At 70.7% G+C, this 18083-nt stretch carries 10 protein-coding genes; 5 read left to right on the top strand and 5 right to left on the bottom strand.

Annotation, left to right across the window (positions count from 1 at the left end):
• Window position 1 precedes the first annotated feature (1 nt).
• From treZ to glgX, 3 genes are read right to left on the bottom strand one after another with little or no spacing between them, the layout of a single operon-like run.
• Window positions 2-1735, bottom strand: coding sequence for a malto-oligosyltrehalose trehalohydrolase (gene treZ, locus MRBLWS13_RS01480; RefSeq protein ID WP_349427328.1), 1734 nt, complete (start codon window positions 1733-1735; stop codon window positions 2-4).
• Window positions 1732-4077 carry a malto-oligosyltrehalose synthase gene (gene treY, locus MRBLWS13_RS01475; protein ID WP_349427327.1) on the bottom strand — a complete coding sequence of 782 codons (2346 nt, stop codon included), beginning with the start codon at window positions 4075-4077 and terminating at the stop codon, window positions 1732-1734. Before treY ends, treZ begins: the two co-directional genes overlap by 4 nt.
• A 16-nt stretch (window positions 4078-4093) precedes the next feature.
• Window positions 4094-6307 carry a glycogen debranching protein GlgX gene (gene glgX / locus MRBLWS13_RS01470; RefSeq protein WP_349427326.1) on the bottom strand — a complete coding sequence of 738 codons (2214 nt, stop codon included), beginning with the start codon at window positions 6305-6307 and terminating at the stop codon, window positions 4094-4096.
• 311 nt (window positions 6308-6618) lie between these two features.
• On the opposite strand from glgX, the gene nirB reads away from it, so the two are divergent.
• Genes nirB through MRBLWS13_RS01450 form a run of 4 tightly spaced genes read left to right on the top strand, consistent with a single transcriptional unit; the run spans window position 6619 to window position 11481 of the window.
• Entirely contained in the window at window positions 6619-9198 is a 2580-nt protein-coding gene (gene nirB / locus MRBLWS13_RS01465) for a nitrite reductase large subunit NirB (RefSeq protein WP_349427325.1), read from the top strand.
• Window positions 9195-9593: a nitrite reductase small subunit NirD gene (nirD, locus tag MRBLWS13_RS01460; RefSeq protein WP_349427324.1), complete on the top strand. Its 399-nt coding sequence runs from the start codon at window positions 9195-9197 to the stop codon at window positions 9591-9593. Before nirB ends, nirD begins: the two co-directional genes overlap by 4 nt.
• Window positions 9590-10348: a uroporphyrinogen-III C-methyltransferase gene (gene cobA / locus MRBLWS13_RS01455; protein ID WP_349427323.1), complete on the top strand. Its 759-nt coding sequence runs from the start codon at window positions 9590-9592 to the stop codon at window positions 10346-10348. Before nirD ends, cobA begins: the two co-directional genes overlap by 4 nt.
• Window positions 10345-11481 carry a uroporphyrinogen-III synthase gene (locus MRBLWS13_RS01450; protein WP_349427322.1) on the top strand — a complete coding sequence of 379 codons (1137 nt, stop codon included), beginning with the start codon at window positions 10345-10347 and terminating at the stop codon, window positions 11479-11481. Before cobA ends, MRBLWS13_RS01450 begins: the two co-directional genes overlap by 4 nt.
• A gap of 6 nt (window positions 11482-11487) precedes the next feature.
• Here MRBLWS13_RS01450 and trmD read toward each other — a convergent pair whose 3' ends face one another.
• Window positions 11488-12189 carry a tRNA (guanosine(37)-N1)-methyltransferase TrmD gene (gene trmD, locus MRBLWS13_RS01445; RefSeq protein ID WP_349427321.1) on the bottom strand — a complete coding sequence of 234 codons (702 nt, stop codon included), beginning with the start codon at window positions 12187-12189 and terminating at the stop codon, window positions 11488-11490.
• A 183-nt stretch (window positions 12190-12372) separates the two neighbouring features.
• On the opposite strand from trmD, the gene MRBLWS13_RS01440 reads away from it, so the two are divergent.
• Complete coding sequence (locus MRBLWS13_RS01440) at window positions 12373-13806, top strand: MFS transporter (RefSeq protein WP_349427320.1); 1434 nt, start codon at window positions 12373-12375, stop codon at window positions 13804-13806.
• Window positions 13807-13983: 177 nt separating this feature from the next.
• Here MRBLWS13_RS01440 and MRBLWS13_RS01435 read toward each other — a convergent pair whose 3' ends face one another.
• The gene (locus MRBLWS13_RS01435; protein WP_349427319.1) at window positions 13984-18039 is read right to left on the bottom strand and encodes a bifunctional nitrate reductase/sulfite reductase flavoprotein subunit alpha; all 4056 of its coding nucleotides are present in this window, start codon (window positions 18037-18039) and stop codon (window positions 13984-13986) included.
• Window positions 18040-18083 lie beyond the last annotated feature (44 nt).

The following is an 18083-nucleotide window of genomic DNA, read 5'->3' as shown; positions in this document are numbered from 1 at the left end:
CTCAGTCCGTCCCGGTCGCGACGACCAGCGCTGAGCGCGGCGGCAGCGCGAGCGTCTTCTCCGCGGCCGACGCTGCCGGATCGGTCGACAGCAGTATCCGCCGCGCGCCGCTCACCGGCAGGCGCAGGAGCTCGGTCGAGAAGTTCACGACGATCTCTGTGCTGCCGCGCTCGAGCCGGAACCAGCGCGCGCCGTCGTCGGCCGTGGCCGCGATGTGGCGGAAGTCGGGGTCGGTGAGTTCAGGGCGCGCCCGTCGCAGCGCGAGGAGCTCCCGGTACAGCGCAAGCACACGCGCGTGGGTGCCGGCATCCTTCTCCTCCCAGCGCAGGGTGGAGCGCCGGAAGGTCTCGGGATCCTGCGGATCCGGCACGAGGGACTCGTCCCATCCCATGCGGGCGAACTCCGCTTTGCGGCCGCGGGCGGTGGCCGCGCCCAGCTCGGGTTCGGGGTGCGAGGTGAAGAACTGCCAGGGCGTGGAGGCCGCCCATTCCTCGCCCATGAACAGCATCGGCGTGAACGGTGCGAGCACCGTGAGGACCGCGGCGATCGCGAGACCGCCTTCGTCGAGCGTCTGGGAGAGGCGGTCGCCGGCCGCCCGGTTGCCGATCTGATCGTGGTCCTGCGAGAACGTCACCAGCCGCCAGGCGGGGATGCACGCGTCGATGGGGTGACCGTGCGCGCTACCGCGGAAGGACGACCACGTGCCGTCGTGGAAGAAGCCCCGCGTGGCTGCTTTCGCCAGCGCCTCCAGGGAGGCGAAGTCCGCGTAGTAGCCGGTGGTCTCTCCTGTCAGGGCGACATGCAGCGCGTGATGGTAGTCGTCGTTCCACTGCGCCGTGAGCCCGTATCCGCCGGCCTCGCGCGCCGAGATCAGCCGGGCGTCGTTCAGGTCGGACTCCGCGATCAGCGTGAGCGGCCGACCGAGGTGAGCGCTCAGCGCGTCGACCGATTCCGCGAGCTCCTGCAGGATGTGGACGGGGCCGTCGTCCTTCAGGGCGTGCACGGCGTCGAGCCGCAGGCCGTCGACGTGGTGGTCGCGCAGCCACATCAGCGCGTTCTCGACGATGTAGCGCCGGACCTCGGCTTCGTCGAGGTCGACGGAGGACCCCCAGGTGTTCGACTCCGCGTCGCGCAGGTACGGTCCGAACTCGGGCAGATAGTTGCCGCTCGGGCCGAGGTGGTTGTTGACGACGTCCTGGATCACGCCGAGCCCGGCCGCATGGCACGCGTCGACGAAGCGCTGATAGGCGGCCGGACCTCCGTACGGCTCGTGCACCGCGTACCAGAGCACGCCGTCGTAGCCCCAGTTGTGCACGCCGTTGAAGCCGTTGACCGGCAGCAGCTCGACGAAGTCGATGCCGAGCTCGACGAGGTGCCCGAGCCGCCGGGCGGCGGCATCCAATGTCCCCTCGGGCGTGAAGGTGCCGATGTGCAGCTCGTAGACCACTCCCCCGGCGAGCTGCCGCCCGGTCCACGAGCCGTCGTTCCATTCGTGGATGCCGGGCTCGAAGACGGCGCTCAGCTCGTGCACGCCGCGAGGCTGGCGCCGTGATCGCGGATCGGGCCGTGCCACCGTCGCGTCGTCCAGGACGAAGCCGTACTCGTCGCCGTGCTCCAGCTCGACGCCGGCGCGCCACCAGCCCCCGCCGACGTGAGTCATCGGCGTGTCGGCACCCCGCCCGGGCGCGCGGAGCGCCACCGTCGTCGCCCGCGGAGCCCAGACTTCGGGCATCATGACGGCTCCGCCGTGATCAGCAGCGCGACGGGATAGACGTCGAGCAGTTCCGCCAACGCGATGTGGCCGGTGAACGACCGCCCGGTGAGCACGTCGGTGGTGGGTCCGGCGTGCCGCAGCAGGACCGTGTCGCCCCACGTGGATCCGGTCGCCTCACCGCGGCGCGCCAGTCCGACCGGGCGGCGCGTCGCCACCGCCACCGCGCCGCCGCGGTCGGCCGCGATCGCGTGCTCGGCGGCGGAGCCGACCACCGTCATGGGCGTGTAGCGCGTGAACAGGTCGGGGCGGTCGCGACGCAGCCGCAGGGCGCGAGAGGTGACGAGCAGCTTCGCCGCACCGCTCCGATCGACGATCGGCTGCTCACCCGCGTCGATGCGCGACAGCAGCCGGCGGCGTTCGTCGAAGTCGACGGCCCTGCGGTTGTCGGGGTCGACGAGGCTCTGCTCCCACAGCTCGCTGCCCTGATAGACGTCGGGGACACCCGGACCGGTGAGCTGCAGCAGCTTCGCCGACAGCGCGTTCGACCAGCCGGCGCCCTCGATCTCGGAGACGAAGGACTCCAGGCGCGCCGCCACCGCGGGGTCGTCGAATGCCGCATCGACCGCCGCGTGGAGGCGGCGCTCGAACCCCGCGTCCGGCTCCAGCCACGAGGTGGCCTCGCCGGCCTCGCGCGCCGCCTTCTCGGCATACGCGTGCAGGCGCTCACGGGATGCCGGCCAGGCACCCACGATGGCCTGCCACAGCAGCGCGTCGAAGGGTCCGTGGCCGGTGGAGGCGGCATCCGCCAGTCCCTCCAGCACCTCGCCCCACCGCTCGGGGATCTCGGAGAGCACGGCGAGCCGCGCGCGCACGTCTTCGCCCCGCTTGGTGTCGTGCGTCGAGAGGGTCGTCATCGAGTGCGGCCAGGCGGCGTGCCGAGCCGCCTGGGCGGCGTGGAATTCGCCGACCGACAGCGCGAACACGGAGGGATCCGCGCCGACCTCGGTGAGCGTCCCGAGACGCGTCGCGCGGTAGAACGCCGTGTCCTCGACCCCCTTCGCCATCACCATGCCGCTGGTCTGCTGGAAGCGCAGCGCGGCGGGATGCCGGGGGTCGGCGAGCGCCGGGAGCACGGCGTCGAGCGTCGCAGCCAGGTCGGGGCGGTGCGCGCGGGCGGCGGCGGCCGCCGCGTCCAGGTGCTCGCGGCCGGCCGGCAGATACGACCGGTACACCGGGAAGCGTGCGAGGAGCTCGACGAGCGCGTCCTCGGTCGCGGCGTCGTCGGGCGCTCCGAGGTCACGGGCGAGCCGACGCACCTCGGAGCGCAGGATCCCCTCGCCGATCGCCCGCTTCGTGGCCGCGATCACCTCGGGCCACGGCTGCGCGGCGGGCAGGCGCGAATGCTCGCGCAACCGTGCGTCGAGGGCGTCCAGGTGCGCTTCGCCGCGGGGATCCACGAGCACGCGGTCGATGGCCGCGAGCGCCTCGTAGCCCGTCGTGCCGTCGGCGGCGAAGAACTGCGGCAATGTCTCGCCGTGCTCGAGGATCTTCTCCACGAGGACGTAGGCGCCGCCGGTGAGCGCGTCGAGGTGCTCCAGGTACTCCACCGGAGCACGCAGACCATCGGGATGATCCACCCGCAGGCCGTCGACCAGGCCGTCGGCGAACCAGCTGCCGATCTCGCCGTGGCTCGCCTCGAACACCTCCGGGTCCTCGACACGGATCGCTGCGAGGCTCGAGACGCCGAAGAACCGGCGGTAGTTGAGGTCGAAGGCTTCTCGGCGCCACGACATGAGCTCGTAGTGCTGCCGCGCGTGCACGGCCAGTACGTCCTCAGGGTCGGATCGCGTGCTGCCCGGCGCGAGCGGGAACCGGTGGTCGTAGTAGCGGAGCTCGCCGTCCTCGACGCGGAGCGTGCCGGCTGCCGCAGCCTGCGCGGCGTCTTCGCCGAGGACCGGCAGCCGCACCTTTCCGCCGCCGAAGTCCCAGTCGATGTCGAAGGCCGCAGCCCAGCGCGACCGGCGACCGTGTGTCAACAGATCCCACCACCACGGGTTCTCATCGGGGCGCGCGACGCCGACGTGGTTCGGGACGATGTCGACCAGGATGCCCCGGCCGGCCTCGTGGAAGGCGTGGGCCGCGCGCTCGAGCGCCGCCCTGCCGCCGCGAGACGGATCGACGGACGTCGGATCGACGACGTCGTAGCCGTGGTCGGATCCCTGGGAAGCGGTGAGGAGGGGCGAGAAGTACACCCAGTCGACGCCGAGATCGCTCAGGTACTCGCGGAGCGCGACGGCGTCATCGAGCGTGAACGATGGACGGATCTGCAGACGATACGTGGACGCTGGTCGCGACGTCGGCATGGCTCTTCAGATCCTCTCAGTGCTGGAGCTCTGCGCGCGGGGCGGCTGAGCGCACCTCGTCGGGTCCGACCGGATTCGCGGCCGCGAGCGACGCCGCCACGGAGTGGTCGACCTCCGGCTCGGGCAGCTCGTGCTCTCGCAGCACCATCAGCGACCGGGCGGGAACCGCCAGTGTCGACCCGGGCTCGATCGGCTCGGTGTTGGCGTGAACCCCCGCGGTGTCGACGATCACGTCCCACTCCGGGCTGAACTCGACGGCCGGGATCAGGAAGTCGACGGAGTCGTCTCCGGCATTGAACAGCACGATGAAGTGGCGGTCCGAGATCGCTTCGCCCCGGCGATCGCGCTCGCGGATGCCGCCGCCGTTGAGGAACACCGCGACAGCACGACCGAACCCCGAACCCCAGTCCTCGGGCTGCATCTGCGAACCGTCAGGACGTGCCCACACGATGTCGGGGATCGGCGCCCCCTCTTCGCGACGCACCGGGCGCCCATCGAAGAAGCGACGGCGACGGAACGTCGGGTGCTCGCGGCGCAGCCGCGCCAGAGCCGCCGTGAACTCGAGGAGCGGCTGGTCGGGCGCGCACCAGTCCACCCAGGTGATCTCGTTGTCCTGCGCGTAGCCGTTGTTGTTCCCGCCCTGAGTGCGGCCGAGCTCGTCCCCGTGCAGCAGCATCGGCACGCCCTGCGACAGCATCAGCGTGGCGATGAAGTTCCGCTGCTGGCGGGCGCGCAGCGCCAGCACGTCCGGATCGTCCGTGGGCCCTTCGACGCCGCAGTTCCACGAGCGGTTGTCGTCGGCGCCGTCGCGGTTCTCCTCCCCGTTGGCCTCGTTGTGCTTCTCGTTGTACGAGACGAGATCACGCAGGGTGAAGCCGTCATGCGCGGTGACGAAGTTGATGGATGCCACCGGCCGGCGCCCCGAGTGCTCGTAGAGGTCCGACGAGCCGGTGAGTCGCGACGCGAACTCGCCGAGGGTCGCGGGCTCGCCCCGCCAGAAGTCGCGCACGGTGTCGCGGTACTTGCCGTTCCACTCCGTCCACTGCGGCGGGAAGTTGCCGACCTGATAGCCGCCGGGGCCCACGTCCCACGGCTCGGCGATGAGCTTCACCTGGGACACCACGGGATCCTGCTGGACCAGCTCGAAGAAGGTCGACAGGCGGTCGACCTCGTAGAACTCGCGCGCGAGCGTGGAGGCGAGATCGAAGCGGAAGCCGTCGACGTGCATCTCGAGCACCCAGTACCGCAGCGAGTCCATGATGAGCTGCAGCGTGTGCGGGTTGCCGGCGTTGAGGCTGTTCCCGGTCCCCGTGTAGTCCGTGTAGTAGCGCTTGTCGTCGTCTTCGAGACGGTAGTACGCCTCGTTGTCGATGCCGCGCATCGACAACGTCGGGCCGAGGTGGTTCCCCTCAGCGGTGTGGTTGTACACGACGTCGAGGATCACCTCGATCCCCGCGGCGTGCAGTGCCTTGACCATGGCCTTGAACTCCTGCACCTGCTGGCCGCGCTGGCCGCTCGAGGAGTAGGTGTTCTGCGGAGCGAAGAACGCGATGGTGTTGTAGCCCCAGTAATTCGAGAGGCCCTTCTCCTCGAGTCCCGAGTCGTTGACGAACTGGTGGACCGGCATGAGCTCGATGGCCGTCACGCCGAGCTTCTCGAGGTGTTCGATGATCGCGGGGTGCGCGATCGCGCTGTAGGTGCCGCGGATCTCCTCGGGAATCGCCGGGTGCAGCTTCGTGAGCCCTCGCACGTGGGCCTCGTAGATGAACGACTCCGCGTACGGCGTCTTGGGCTGCCGGTCGCCGCTCCAGTCGAAGTACGGGTTCACGACGACGCCCATCATCTGGTGGGACGCGGAATCCTCGTCGTTGCGCGAGTCGGGCTCTCCGAAGTCGTAGCCGAACACGGCCTGACCCCAGCGCACCTGACCCTCCACCGCCTTGGCGTAGGGGTCGAGCACCAGCTTGTTCGCGTTGAACCGCTTGCCCGTGGCCGGGTCGTATTCGCCGTGCACGCGATAGCCGTAGCGCTGTCCCGGCTGGATGGAAGGCATATAGCCGTGATGGACGAAGGCGTCGACGTCGACGAGGTCGACGCGGGTCTCGGTGCCGTCGTCGTCGAAGAGGCAGAGCTCGACGCGATCGGCGCCCTCGCTGAAGAGCGCGAAGTTGGTTCCGCTGCCATCGAACGTCGCCCCCAGCGGGTACGGGGAACCGGGCCAGATCTGCATGCGACCTCCATTTCGGCGGGGCCTTCACCCTAGCGGGCGCGGGGGAACGGAGGTTCGGGGTGGCGCCCAGTGTCGGCGGCCGGTATGCGTGCGGCGGGCCTGCCGTTCTCACACCTCTGCCGCCCGGGCTGTGAGAGAAACGTTCGCTCGGGGTAACGGTGGGCGGTCGGGGGGTGAAACACCGCCCTCGTAACGTCTGGATCACCGAGATCTTCGCCCCACGAGGAGGAGCCATGGCCGACCGGGATCGTGTCGACAGCTGGAAACATGACGCTGACGCTGCTGCAACATCAGCCGCGTACGGTGACGACATGAGCGACACCCCTGCCCTCGGCACCCATGTGGTGGTCGTCGGTGCGGGCATGGTCGCGCACCGATTCGTCGAGAGCCTGCTGAGCCGGGCCGGCGAGCAGTGGCACATCACGCTGATCGGCGAGGAGCAGCGTCACCCGTACGACCGGGTGGGGCTGACAGGGTTCTTCGCCGGGGCGTCCGCCGAGGATCTCGAGCTCGAGCGCACCGTCCTCGAGGACAGCCGGGTGCGCTTCCTCCGCGGGGACGCCGTGTCCCGCATCGATCGCTCGGCGCGCCGCGTGACCACGCGCAGCGGCACGAGTGTCGCCTACGACCGGCTCGTGCTCGCGACCGGCTCCTACGCCGCACGGCTCGCTGTCGACGGCTTCGGGCTGGAGGGCTGCTTCGTCTACCGCACGCTCGACGACGTCGAGAAGCTCGAGGAGTTCGTGCAGCGACGTTCGGCCGAACTTGGGCGACCGCTCGCAGGCACGGTGATCGGCGGCGGGCTGCTCGGGCTCGAGGCGGCCGGTGCACTGCAGGGTCTCGACGTCGCCTGCACCGTGGTGCAGTCCTCCGACCGTCTGATGTCCGCCCAGCTGGATCTGCCGGGCGGCAATGCGCTCCGTCGACTCATCGAGTCGCGCGGCATCGCCGTCAAGACCGAGACGGTGACGACCCGATTGGACCCTGACCGGTCGGGTCAGGTGACCGGCCTCGAGTTCCGCGACGGCTCCTATGCACGCACCGACGTCGTGGTGTTCACGGTCGGGGTGCGGCCGCGCGACGAACTGGCCCGCAGTGCCGGTCTCGACGTGCACGAGCGCGGCGGCGTGCTGATCGACGACGGGTGCCAGACCTCCGACCCGCGGGTCCTCGCGATCGGCGAGGTCGCCAACTACGACGGCATGTGCGTGGGACTGGTCGCACCCGGCTACGCGATGGCGGAGGTCGCCGCGACCCGTCTGCTCGGCGGCGAGGCATCCTTCCCCGGCTACGACCTGTCGACGAAGCTCAAGCTGTCGGGCGTCGATGTGGCGAGCTTCGGCGACGCCTTCGCCGAGACTCCCGGCGCCCTCGATGTGACGTACGCCGACCCGGTGGCGGGCGTCTACAAGAAGCTCGTGCTCTCGGACGACGCCAAGACCCTGCTCGGCGGCATCCTCGTCGGCGACGCCTCGGCCTACGGTTCGCTGCGGCCCCTCGTCGGGGGTGCGCTCGGCGGCGACCCGGCTGCCTACCTCATGCCCGAGGGCGGCGTCGCGGCTCCCACCGGGGATCTTCCCGACGACGCGCTCGTGTGCTCGTGCAACAGCGTGACCGCCGGCCGGATCCGCAATGCTGTCCACGAGGAGGGCTGCACCGACGTCGCCGGGATCAAGGCGTGCACGAAGGCGGGAGCCGCCTGCGGCTCCTGCGTGATGATGGTCAAGAAGATCGTCGGCACGGAGCTCGCGAAGTCCGGTGCGGCGCTGAGCAACGCCATCTGCGAGCACTTCGACATGTCGCGCCGCCAGCTGTTCGACGCCGTCCGCGTGTCGGGCCTGACCACCTTCAGCGCCGTGATCGAGCGCTTCGGCACCGGCCGCGGATGCGACATCTGCAAGCCCGCGCTGGCGAGCATCCTCTCCACGCTGGTGCGCGGACACGTCCTCGAGGGCGAGAACGCGACGCTGCAGGACACCAACGATCACGTGATGGCCAACCTGCAGAAGGATGGCAGCTACTCGGTCGTCCCCCGCATCCCGGGTGGGGAGATCACGCCCGAGGGACTCGTCGTGATCGGCCAGGTCGCTCAGGACTTCGGGCTGTACACCAAGATCACCGGCGGACAGCGCATCGACATGTTCGGCGCGCGTCTCGAGCAGCTGCCCGACATCTGGCAGCGCCTCGTCGAGGCGGGGTTCGAATCCGGCCACGCCTACGGAAAGTCGCTGCGCACGGTGAAGTCGTGCGTCGGATCCACGTGGTGCCGGTACGGCGTGCAGGATTCCGTCGGCATGGCCGTGCAGCTGGAGCTGCGTTACCGCGGCCTGCGCTCGCCGCACAAGATCAAGCTCGGCGTCTCGGGCTGCGCCCGCGAGTGCGCCGAGGCGCGCGGCAAGGACGTCGGCGTCATCGCGACCGAGGCGGGCTGGAACATGTACGTCGGCGGAAACGGCGGCTTCACGCCGCGGCACGCGGTGCTGCTGGCCGAGGGGCTCAGCGACGAAGAGCTTCTCACCGCGATCGATCGCTTCCTGATGTACTACATCTTCACCGCCGACCGGCTGCAGCGGACGGCGCCGTGGTTCGAGGATCTGGACGGCGGCATCGAGGAGCTCCGCGCTGTGATCTTCGACGACAGCCTGGGCATCTGCGCCGACCTCGACACCGCCATGGCCGCGCACGTGGACTCCTACGAGGACGAGTGGAAGGCCACGCTCGACGATCCCGAGAAGCTGCGTCGGTTCGCCTCCTTCGTGAACGCTCCGACCACTCCCGACCCCTCGCTCGCCTACACCGCCGAGCGCGGACAGCCCCGACCCGCGACCGAGGACGAGCGCACCGACTCGCGCGTGCTCATCGCCGGAACGACACTGGAGGTGCGCCGATGACGCTCGTCGACCCGCGGACGGCCGAGTACACCGCTCCCGACGGCTGGGTGCGGGTGTGCGCCCTCGACGACCTCGAGGTGGAGCGCGGCCGGGCCGCCCTCCTGGGCGGCACCCAGATCGCCCTGTTCCTCCTCCACGGACCGGACGGGTCGGGCGGCCGCGTGCACGCGGTGTCGAACCTGGACCCGTACAGCCACGCCCACGTCATCTCGCGCGGCATCGTCGGGACACGGCATGACGTCCCCACGGTCGCGTCCCCCATGTACAAGCAGGTCTTCGATCTGCGGACGGGCGCGTGCCTCGACACCCAGGGCAAGGAGCCCAAGAGCCTGCACGTCTGGCCCGTCGCGGTGGACGAAGGACACGTGCTGGTCCGCTGGGAGGGAGAGCGATGACCGCGGTCGGGCGCGTCGACCTCATCGGCGGCGGTCCCGGTCCGATCGACCTGCTCACCCTGCGGGCGTGGCGTCTGCTGCAGCGCGCGGACGTCGTCGTGATGGACCGGCTCGGTCCGACCGACATCCGCGATCACGTCGGGCCGGGCGTCGAGGTCATCGATGTCGGCAAGCACCCCGGTCACCACCCGGTGCCGCAGGAGGAGATCAACGACCTCCTGGTGGCTCGCGCGCGGGCCGGCAAGCGCGTGGTGCGCCTCAAGGGCGGCGATCCGTTCGTCTTCGGCCGCGGCGGCGAAGAGGTCGCCGCCTGCCTGGCGGCAGGCATCCCCGTCGACGTGGTGCCCGGAATCTCGAGCGCCATCGCGGTGCCGCAGGCCGCCGGCATCCCGGTCACGCATCGCGGTGTCGCCGGCGCCGTGCACATCGTCAACGGCCCGTCCGAGGTCACCGAGGCGACGCTCGCCGCGCTCCGCGACGACAGCGTGACCACCGTGATCCTGATGGGCGTCGGCGCGCTGCCCCGCATCGTCTCCGACGCGCTGCACGCCGGCGTGCCGGCCGACCGTCCGGTGGCGATCGTCGAGCGCGGACACCACCGCGATCAGCGGACGACGCGCAGTACGCTGGGTTCGGTGGTGTTGGATGCCGGACGTGCCGGTGTGCGAAACCCCGCCGTCATCGTCGTGGGCGACGTCGCCCGTGCCGGGCTGCTGCAGCCCGAACACCAGCTGGCAGGTGACACCGTCCGTTGAGCTCCACCACCCGCCCCACCCTGTCGGCCGCGCTCGACGGCTGCACGATCGTCATCGCCGTCGACCGTCGTTCGTCGGAGCTCGCCGCTGCCCTCGAACGCCACGGTGCGCAGGTCCGCCACGCGCCGGCGCTCACGATCGTGCCGCACATCGACGACGACGCCCTGATCGCAGCCACGCGCGAGCTGATCGCACGTCAGCCCGACGTGGTGGTCGCGACCACCGGCGTCGGCTTTCGTGGCTGGATGGAGGCGGCCGACGAAGCGGGACTCCTCGACGACCTCCACGCGGCGCTCACTCGTGCGCAGATCGTCGCCCGCGGCCCCAAGGCCCGTGGTGCGATCCAGCAGGCGGGTCTGACCGCCGACTGGGTCGCGGAGTCCGAGACGTCGGTCGAGCTGGGCGAGTTCCTCCTCGCCGAGGGCGTTGCCGGCAGACGCGTCGCCGTGCAGCACCATGGCTCCGGCGCCGACGGCCTCGACGAGCTGTTCACGCGTGCCGGCGCCGACGTCGTGAGCCTCACGGTGTACCGCTGGGGCCCGCCGCCGGATCCCGCGGCCGTCTCCCGCTCGGTCGTCGCAGCCGCGGCGGGCGAGGTCGACGCCGTGCTGTTCACCTCCGCGCCCGGTGCTGCCGAGTGGATCACCGCGGCCCGCCACGAAGGCGTGCTCGAGGCGATCGTCGAGCGCGAGGCCGAGCGGCGCGTACTCATGGCCGCCGTCGGGCCGATCACCGCAGGTCCGCTGCAGGATGCGGGCCTTCACCCGCTCATCGCCGAGCGCGGCCGCCTCGGCTCCCTCGTACGCGCCGTCGTGACGCACTTCGGCGGCGGCGGAGCGGCATCCCTCCCGACATCCGCCGGCCGGCTCGAGCTGCGCAGCGGCGGGATCGTGCTGGACGGCCGGCACATCGCTCTGTCACGGAGCGCCACCGACATCGTGGCGGCCCTGTTCGACGCACAGGGCGGCGTGGTCTCACGTCCGCGCCTGCAGGCTGCCCTCCCCCGGTCCGGAGAGAACACCCACGCGGTGGAGATGGCCGTCGCACGCCTGCGCGAGGCCCTCGGCGTCCCCGACCTCGTGAAGACGGTCGTCAAGCGCGGCTACCGGCTCAACGTGATCGAACCCGCCTGAGCCGTGTCAGGGCGCCGACTCGGGTTCGGGCTCCCGCAGCAGATCGGGGCGGTGCGCCCGGGTGCGTTCGAGGCTCTGCTCCCGCCGCCACGCGGCGATCGCCCCGTGGTTGCCGCTGAGCAGCACCGGAGGAACCTCCAGGCCCCGCCATTCGGCGGGCTTGGTGTAGCTCGGATACTCGAGCAGACCCAGCTCGTGCGACTCCTCCACGAGGCTCTCGGGGTTTCCGACGACGCCGGGGATGAGGCGCGACACCGCCTCGATGACCGCCATCGCGGCCACCTCGCCACCGTTGAGCACGTAATCCCCGAGGCTGACGAGCCGCACGCGCCCGCGCGCGGCGTAGTGATCCATGACCCGCTGGTCGATCCCCTCGTAGCGTCCGCACGCGAACACGAGGTGCTTCTCCTCCGCCAGCTCTCGCGCCATGGGCTGCGAGAACAGCTCGCCGGCGGGCGAGGGCACCAGAAGCACGGCATCCTCGCTCAGCAGCTCGTCGAGCGCCTCGCCCCACGGCTCCGGCTTCATCACCATGCCCGCGCCGCCGCCGTACGGGGTGTCGTCGACGGTGCGGTGGCGGTCGTGCGTCCAGTCACGCAGGTCGTGGACGTGCATGTCCAGGATGCCGCGGTCACGGGCCTTGCCGATCAGCGAGACCCCGAGCACATCGAAGAACGTCGGGAAGATCGTGACGATGTCGACGCGCATGCCTCCGAGTCTAGGAGGCCCCCGTGTTTCCGATGTGTGACGGCGCACCCACCTCGGCATGGCGACGGCGGTGACGCAGAAGTGATCGAGAAGTAACCGCGCGGGCTGACGGGCGGAAACACCGCGTTCCTAACGTGGAGACACACTCACCCCCACGTGTTTGCTCACCCTCAGGGAGGCGCCATGACCACGACCGATTCGCCGTCGTTGACGGATACCGCATCACCGCCCAGCATCACCTCGCCGTCCGATGCGCCGGTCGCCCTCACTCATCGCCCCGGGCGCTGGATCGACGGGTGGAACGCCGAGAACGCGACGTTCTGGCTCGGAGAGGGTCGCGCCATCGCGCGGCGCAACCTCGGCTGGTCGATCTTCGCCGAGTTCCTCGGGTTCATCATCTGGCAGCTGTGGAGCATCGTCGTCGTGATGCTGCCGGCGGCGGGCTTCCAGCTCACGAGCTCTGAGTCGTTCTGGCTCATCTCGCTGCCGAGCCTCGTCGGCGCGACCCTGCGCTTCCCCTACACGTTCATGGTGGCGATCTTCGGCGGCCGCAACTGGACGATCGTGTCGGCCGGCCTCCTGCTGATCCCGGCGGTACTGCTCGGCATCGTGGTCGGCAATCCCGACACGCCTTTCGGCGTGCTGCTGCTCGTGGCGGCGCTCGGCGGCGTCGGTGGCGGCAACTTCGCGAGCTCGATGGCGAACATCACCTACTTCTTCCCCCAGAAGGAGAAGGGCTGGGCGCTCGGTCTCAACGCCGCAGGCGGAAACCTCGGCACGTCGGTCGCGCAGTTCGCGGTCCCGATCGCGGTGACCATCGGCGCCGGTGCGACGCTCAACATCTCGCTCGCCGGATGGATGTGGATCCCGCTCATCCTGCTGGCGATGTTCGGCGCGTGGCGCTACATGGACAACCTGTCGTCCGCGAAGGCCGACTTCGGCAGCTCCGCCGCGGCCCTGCGCGAACCGCACCTTTGGATCATGGCCGTGCTCTACATCGGCACGTTCGGCTCGTTCATCGGCTTCGCGAGCGTGTTCCCCAAGCTCATCGCCGACCAGTTCCCGGAGTTCTCGACCATCCAGGTCGGGCAGGCCGCCGTCTCGCTGGCGTTCCTCGGCGCGCTCGTCGGCTCGCTCGCCCGCCCGTACGGTGGCCGGCTCGCCGACCGCTTCGGCGGCGCACGGGTCACTGTGGGCGCCTTCGCGGTGATGGCGCTGGGGGCACTCGCGCTCATGTGGATACTGCCGCTGCGCAACTTCGCGGTGTTCCTCGCGTGCTTCCTGGTGCTCTTCGCCGCTACCGGCATGGGCAACGGCTCCACCTACCGGATGATCCCCAGCATCTTCGCCGGCCGGGCTATCGCCAAGGGCTTCGCGCCGGGCACACCCGACGCCGCCAAGATGCAGCGCAAGTCGGCCGCGGCGCTCGGCCTGATCTCGGCGATCGGCGCGTACGGCGGCTTCCTGGTGCCGCAGGTGCTGAACGCGTCGCAGCTGGCGACGGGCGGCTACGCGGCGGCCTTCGTGGGCTTCGTAGCCGCCTACGTGGGGCTGCTCCTGCTCACGCTGTTCGTCTATGTCATCCCGCGGCCGTCGCTGGCGAAGCAGCGCATCTGACTCAGAGTCCTGACAGAACGGGATGCCTCATCCGAGGCATCCCGTTCTTCATGCGTCCTCGCGGGATCCGCGAGCGGGAGTTCTCCGCCGGTCCGGAATCGCAAAAGGGTGGATCTCCGCACGTCACAGCGCGCGCAGAACTCCACCCTTTCGCGATTCCCCGCGGTCGGTGAACGGTCAGTACACGTCGCGGACGTAGCGCTCCTCGGCGGCGAGTGTGCGCGTGTACTCCGCCGCAGCCTCCTCCGAGAGGTTGCCGTGCTGCTGCGCGATGGCGACGAGGGTCGCGTCGACGTCCTTTGCCATGCGCGTCGCGTCGCCGCACACGTAGACGTGAGCGCCCTCCTCGAGCCAGTGCCACAGTCGCGCGCCGTGCTCGACCATGCGGTCCTGGACGTAGATCTTCTGCCGCTGGTCACGTGAGAAGGCGAGGTCGAGGCGCGTGAGGAAGCCGTCCTCGCGCATCCCCTCGAGCTCCTCGCGATAGTAGAAGTCGGTCGCGGCGTGCTGCTCCCCGAAGAAGAGCCAGTTGCGGCCGGTATGCCCGTCTGCTCGGCGATCGTGCAGGAACGCGCGGAACGGCGCGACGCCGGTCCCCGGGCCGATCATGATCATCGGCGTGTCGCCGGCCGCGGGCGGCCGGAAGGCGGGCGATCGCTGCAGGTAGACGGGAGCCGAGGCGGCATCGCCGTCGGCGAGGAACGTCGAGCACACACCGCCGCGCGCGCGGCCCGACTCCGTCTCGAAGCGCACGACCGACACCGTCAGCTCGACGGTGTCGGGGTCGTCCTTCGGACTCGACGAGATCGAGTACTGCCGCGGCTGCAGCCGCTTGAGCACGCCGACCCAGTCGGCGGCGGTGGCCGTCACCGGGAAGTCGCGCACGAGATCGACCGCCTGCTGACTCCACAGGAACTGCTCGAGGCGGCCCTTGTTCTCGCGCCGGAGCAGCGCCGACAGGGTGCCGTCGCCGCTGCGCTCCGCGACGAACCGGACCAGGTCGAGAGGTGTCTTGGTGATGTCGAGCCGCGTGCGCAGGGCGTCCACGAACGTGCGCTCCTGGCCGTCGAGCTCCACGATCGTGTGTGGCGCGATGCCGGTGGCCCCGAGCCACTCCGCGACGACACCGGGCGAGTTGGCGCAGACCACGCCGAGCGAGTCGCCGGCCTCGTACCGCGCGCCCGTGTCGGAGAGGTCGAACGCGATGCGCCGCACCTCTTTCTGCGAACCCGGGCCGCTGAGCAGGTCGTTGCGCACCAGCGTCGCACCCACCGGGTTCGAACGGCTGAAGAACCGGCGGGCGGGCGGCGCCTGGAGCCCCAGTGCTCCCCCGCCCCCGCTCGTGGCGTCCGGACCCTCCGCCGCGAGGGTCTCGAGGATCTGCGCCAGCCACACCGCGCGCGGCTCGTCGGCATCCGGTTCGAGGTCGACGCGCTCGAGGAGAGCCGTCGCTCCGAGCTCGCCGAGTCTCGCATCGAGTCGGCGGCCGTGACCGCAGAAGTCGTCGTAGTTCGAGTCGCCGAGCGCGAGCACGGCGTAGCGCAGCCCGGAGAGCTCGGGGGCGCCATCGGCGTTCAGCTCGTGCCACAGCGCCGCCGCGTTGTCGGGCGGCCCGCCGTCGCCGAACGTCGACGTGACGACGAGCAGCCGGCGCACGGCGGTCAGATCCGACGCGCGCAGCTCCGCCATGCTCCGGGCACGCGCCGGGATGCCGCGGGCGCCGAGCGCCGCGGTCGCCGCGGTCGCGAACTCCTCGGCGTTGCCGGTCTGCGAGCCCCACAGCACCACGACCTCGTCCTGTGCCGCGGCCGCCGGCATCCCACCCCCGGCGGTGGTGCGCGAGAAGGCGCCGGCGAGCACACCATCGAACCACGCTCGCGCTCGCGGGCCGAGCGGCGCCTCGACGGGCAGCACGGGAACCTCTCCGGACGCGAGCACCGCCGAGCGCACCGTCGACAGGAAGCCCGCGAGGTAGGCGCCTTCGAGGTCGTTGAGCGCCGGCGGCGCGAGGTCGATGCCCGCGGCTGCCAGCGCCTCGTCGGCGGAACCGGCCGCCGCGCCGCCTGGCGGCGGCCCCACGCGCCGCAGCGTCACGGCGGCGAACTTGAACTCGGGCTGCGCCGACAGCGGGTCCACCGCGTCGTTGGTCACCGCGTTCACCGTCACGTACTCGCCGTGCTCGTCGTTCCAGTGGAACGGCGCGAATAGGCCGCCGGGCTGCACCCGGTCGGTGAGCACCGCGGGCACGACGAAGCGGCCGCGGCGCGATGCGACCTCGACGACGTCGCCCTCCGCTATCGCGTGCCGCTCGGCGTCGACGGGGTGCACTTCGACGAACGGGCCGGGATGCATTTTCGCCAGCTTGGCGACGCGGCCCGTCTTCGTCAGAGTGTGCCAGTGGTGCGGCAGCCGGCCGGTGTTGAGCACCCACGGGTAGTCGTCGTCCGGCAGCTCTGCGGGCGGCAGGTGCGGGCGCGCCAGGAACTGGGCGCGGCGCGAAGGGGTCGCGAAGGCGAGACGCGGCACCGTGCCGTCGTCCTCGACGTGCAGCGACTGGCTCACCCCGTCGTTGAGGTAGCGGATCGGATGCCGCGTCGCGGCGTCGTCAGGGGGCGCGGGCCACTGCACCGGTGTCTCGCGCAGCCGCTCGTACGTGACGCCGCGCAGGTCCCATCCGGTCTGCGGGTTCCAGAAGCGGCGGATCTCGTCGAACACCTCGTCGCTCGAGGCGAAGTCGAAGCCCGGGAACCCCATCGCGCGCGCCACGTGGCAGATGGTCAGCCAGTCCGGCTGGGCCTCGCCCGGGGCGGGCAGCACGTCGCGCACGAGCGTGAGCGTTCGATCGCTGTTGACCGTGACGCCGTCGGCCTCCACCCACAGCGTGGCGGGGAGCAGGATGTCGGCGTACGCGGTGGTGGCGGTCTCGGTGTAGACGTCCTGGGCGATGACCAGCTCGGCGTTCTCCAGCGCCTCGATCACCGTCTTGCGGTTCGCGACCGACGCGACCGGGTTGCTGCAGATGATCCACACCGCTTTGATCTCGCCCTCGGCGGCGCGGCGGAACATGTCGATGGTGCCGGCGCCGGACTCGGCGCGGATCGACCCGGGCTCGAGCCCCCAGACCTCTTCGACGAAGGCACGGTCGGGGCCGCTGAACACGGCACGCTGCCCCGGAAGGCCGGGACCCATGTAGCCCATCTCGCGCCCGCCCATCGCGTTCGGCTGGCCCGTCAGCGAGAACGGCCCGCTCCCCGGCCGGCAGATGGCGCCCGTCGCGAGGTGGAGGTTGCAGATGGCGTTGGTCGACCACGTGCCGTGGGTGGACTGGTTCAGGCCCATCGTCCACAGCGTCATCCACTCGTCGGCCTCCCCGATCCAGCGGGCGGCCGTGCGGATGTCGTCCTCGGCGAGTCCGGTCAGCTCCGCCACGCGCGCAGGCGGGTACTCGGCGAGCACCTCCGCCATGTGCTCCCAGCCCTCGGTGTGGGCGGCGATGAACTCCTCGTCGATGTCGCCGGCCTCCACGAGCAGATGCAGCAGGCCGTTGAGGAGGGCGAGGTCGGTCCCGGGGGCGATCTGCAGGAAGAGATCGGCGCGGTCGGCCGTCGTGGTCCGGCGGGGGTCGACGACGATGAGCCTGGCGCCCTGCTTGAGCCGGTCGGCCATCCTCAGGAACAGGATCGGGTGGCAGTCCGCCGTGTTCGACCCGATCACGAAGAACAGGTCGGCGCGGTCGAAGTCCTCGTACGAGCCGGGCGGGCCGTCGGCACCGAGCGACTGCTTGTAGCCGGTGCCGGCGGACGCCATGCACAGGCGGGAGTTCGACTCGATGTGGATGCCGCGCAGGTAGCCCTTCACGAGCTTGTTCGAGAGGTACTGCGCCTCCATGCTCATCTGCCCCGACACGTACATCGCGATGGCATCGGGCCCGTGCTCGTCGAGGATCGCGCGCAGGCGCGTCGCGGCATCCGTCACGGCATCAGCGAGTGCGACAGGTTCCGCTGGCTCCCCTCTCGCGGGGCGCACGTGTGCGGAGGTCATGCGCCCTGGAGCCTGCATGAGCTCCGCATGGGTCGCGCCCTTGGTGCAGAGCCGCCCGGCGTTGGTGGGGTGGGCACGGTCGCCCGCGACCTTCGCGATGGTGAGCGGATGCCCCGCCCCGACGTGGGAGGTCGTCACCGAGATACCGCAGCCGACGCCGCAGTAGGAGCACACGGTGCGTACTTCGCCCATGCCTTCGATGATCCGGGATGGAGGTTCCGGGGCGTTTCCCGCCG

The sequence above is a fragment of the Microbacterium sp. LWS13-1.2 genome, from assembly GCF_040144835.1.
GTDB lineage: Bacteria > Actinomycetota > Actinomycetes > Actinomycetales > Microbacteriaceae > Microbacterium.
The sequence above is the reverse complement of the archived record's forward strand: the minus strand, read 5'-3'. Positions and strand labels throughout refer to the sequence as shown.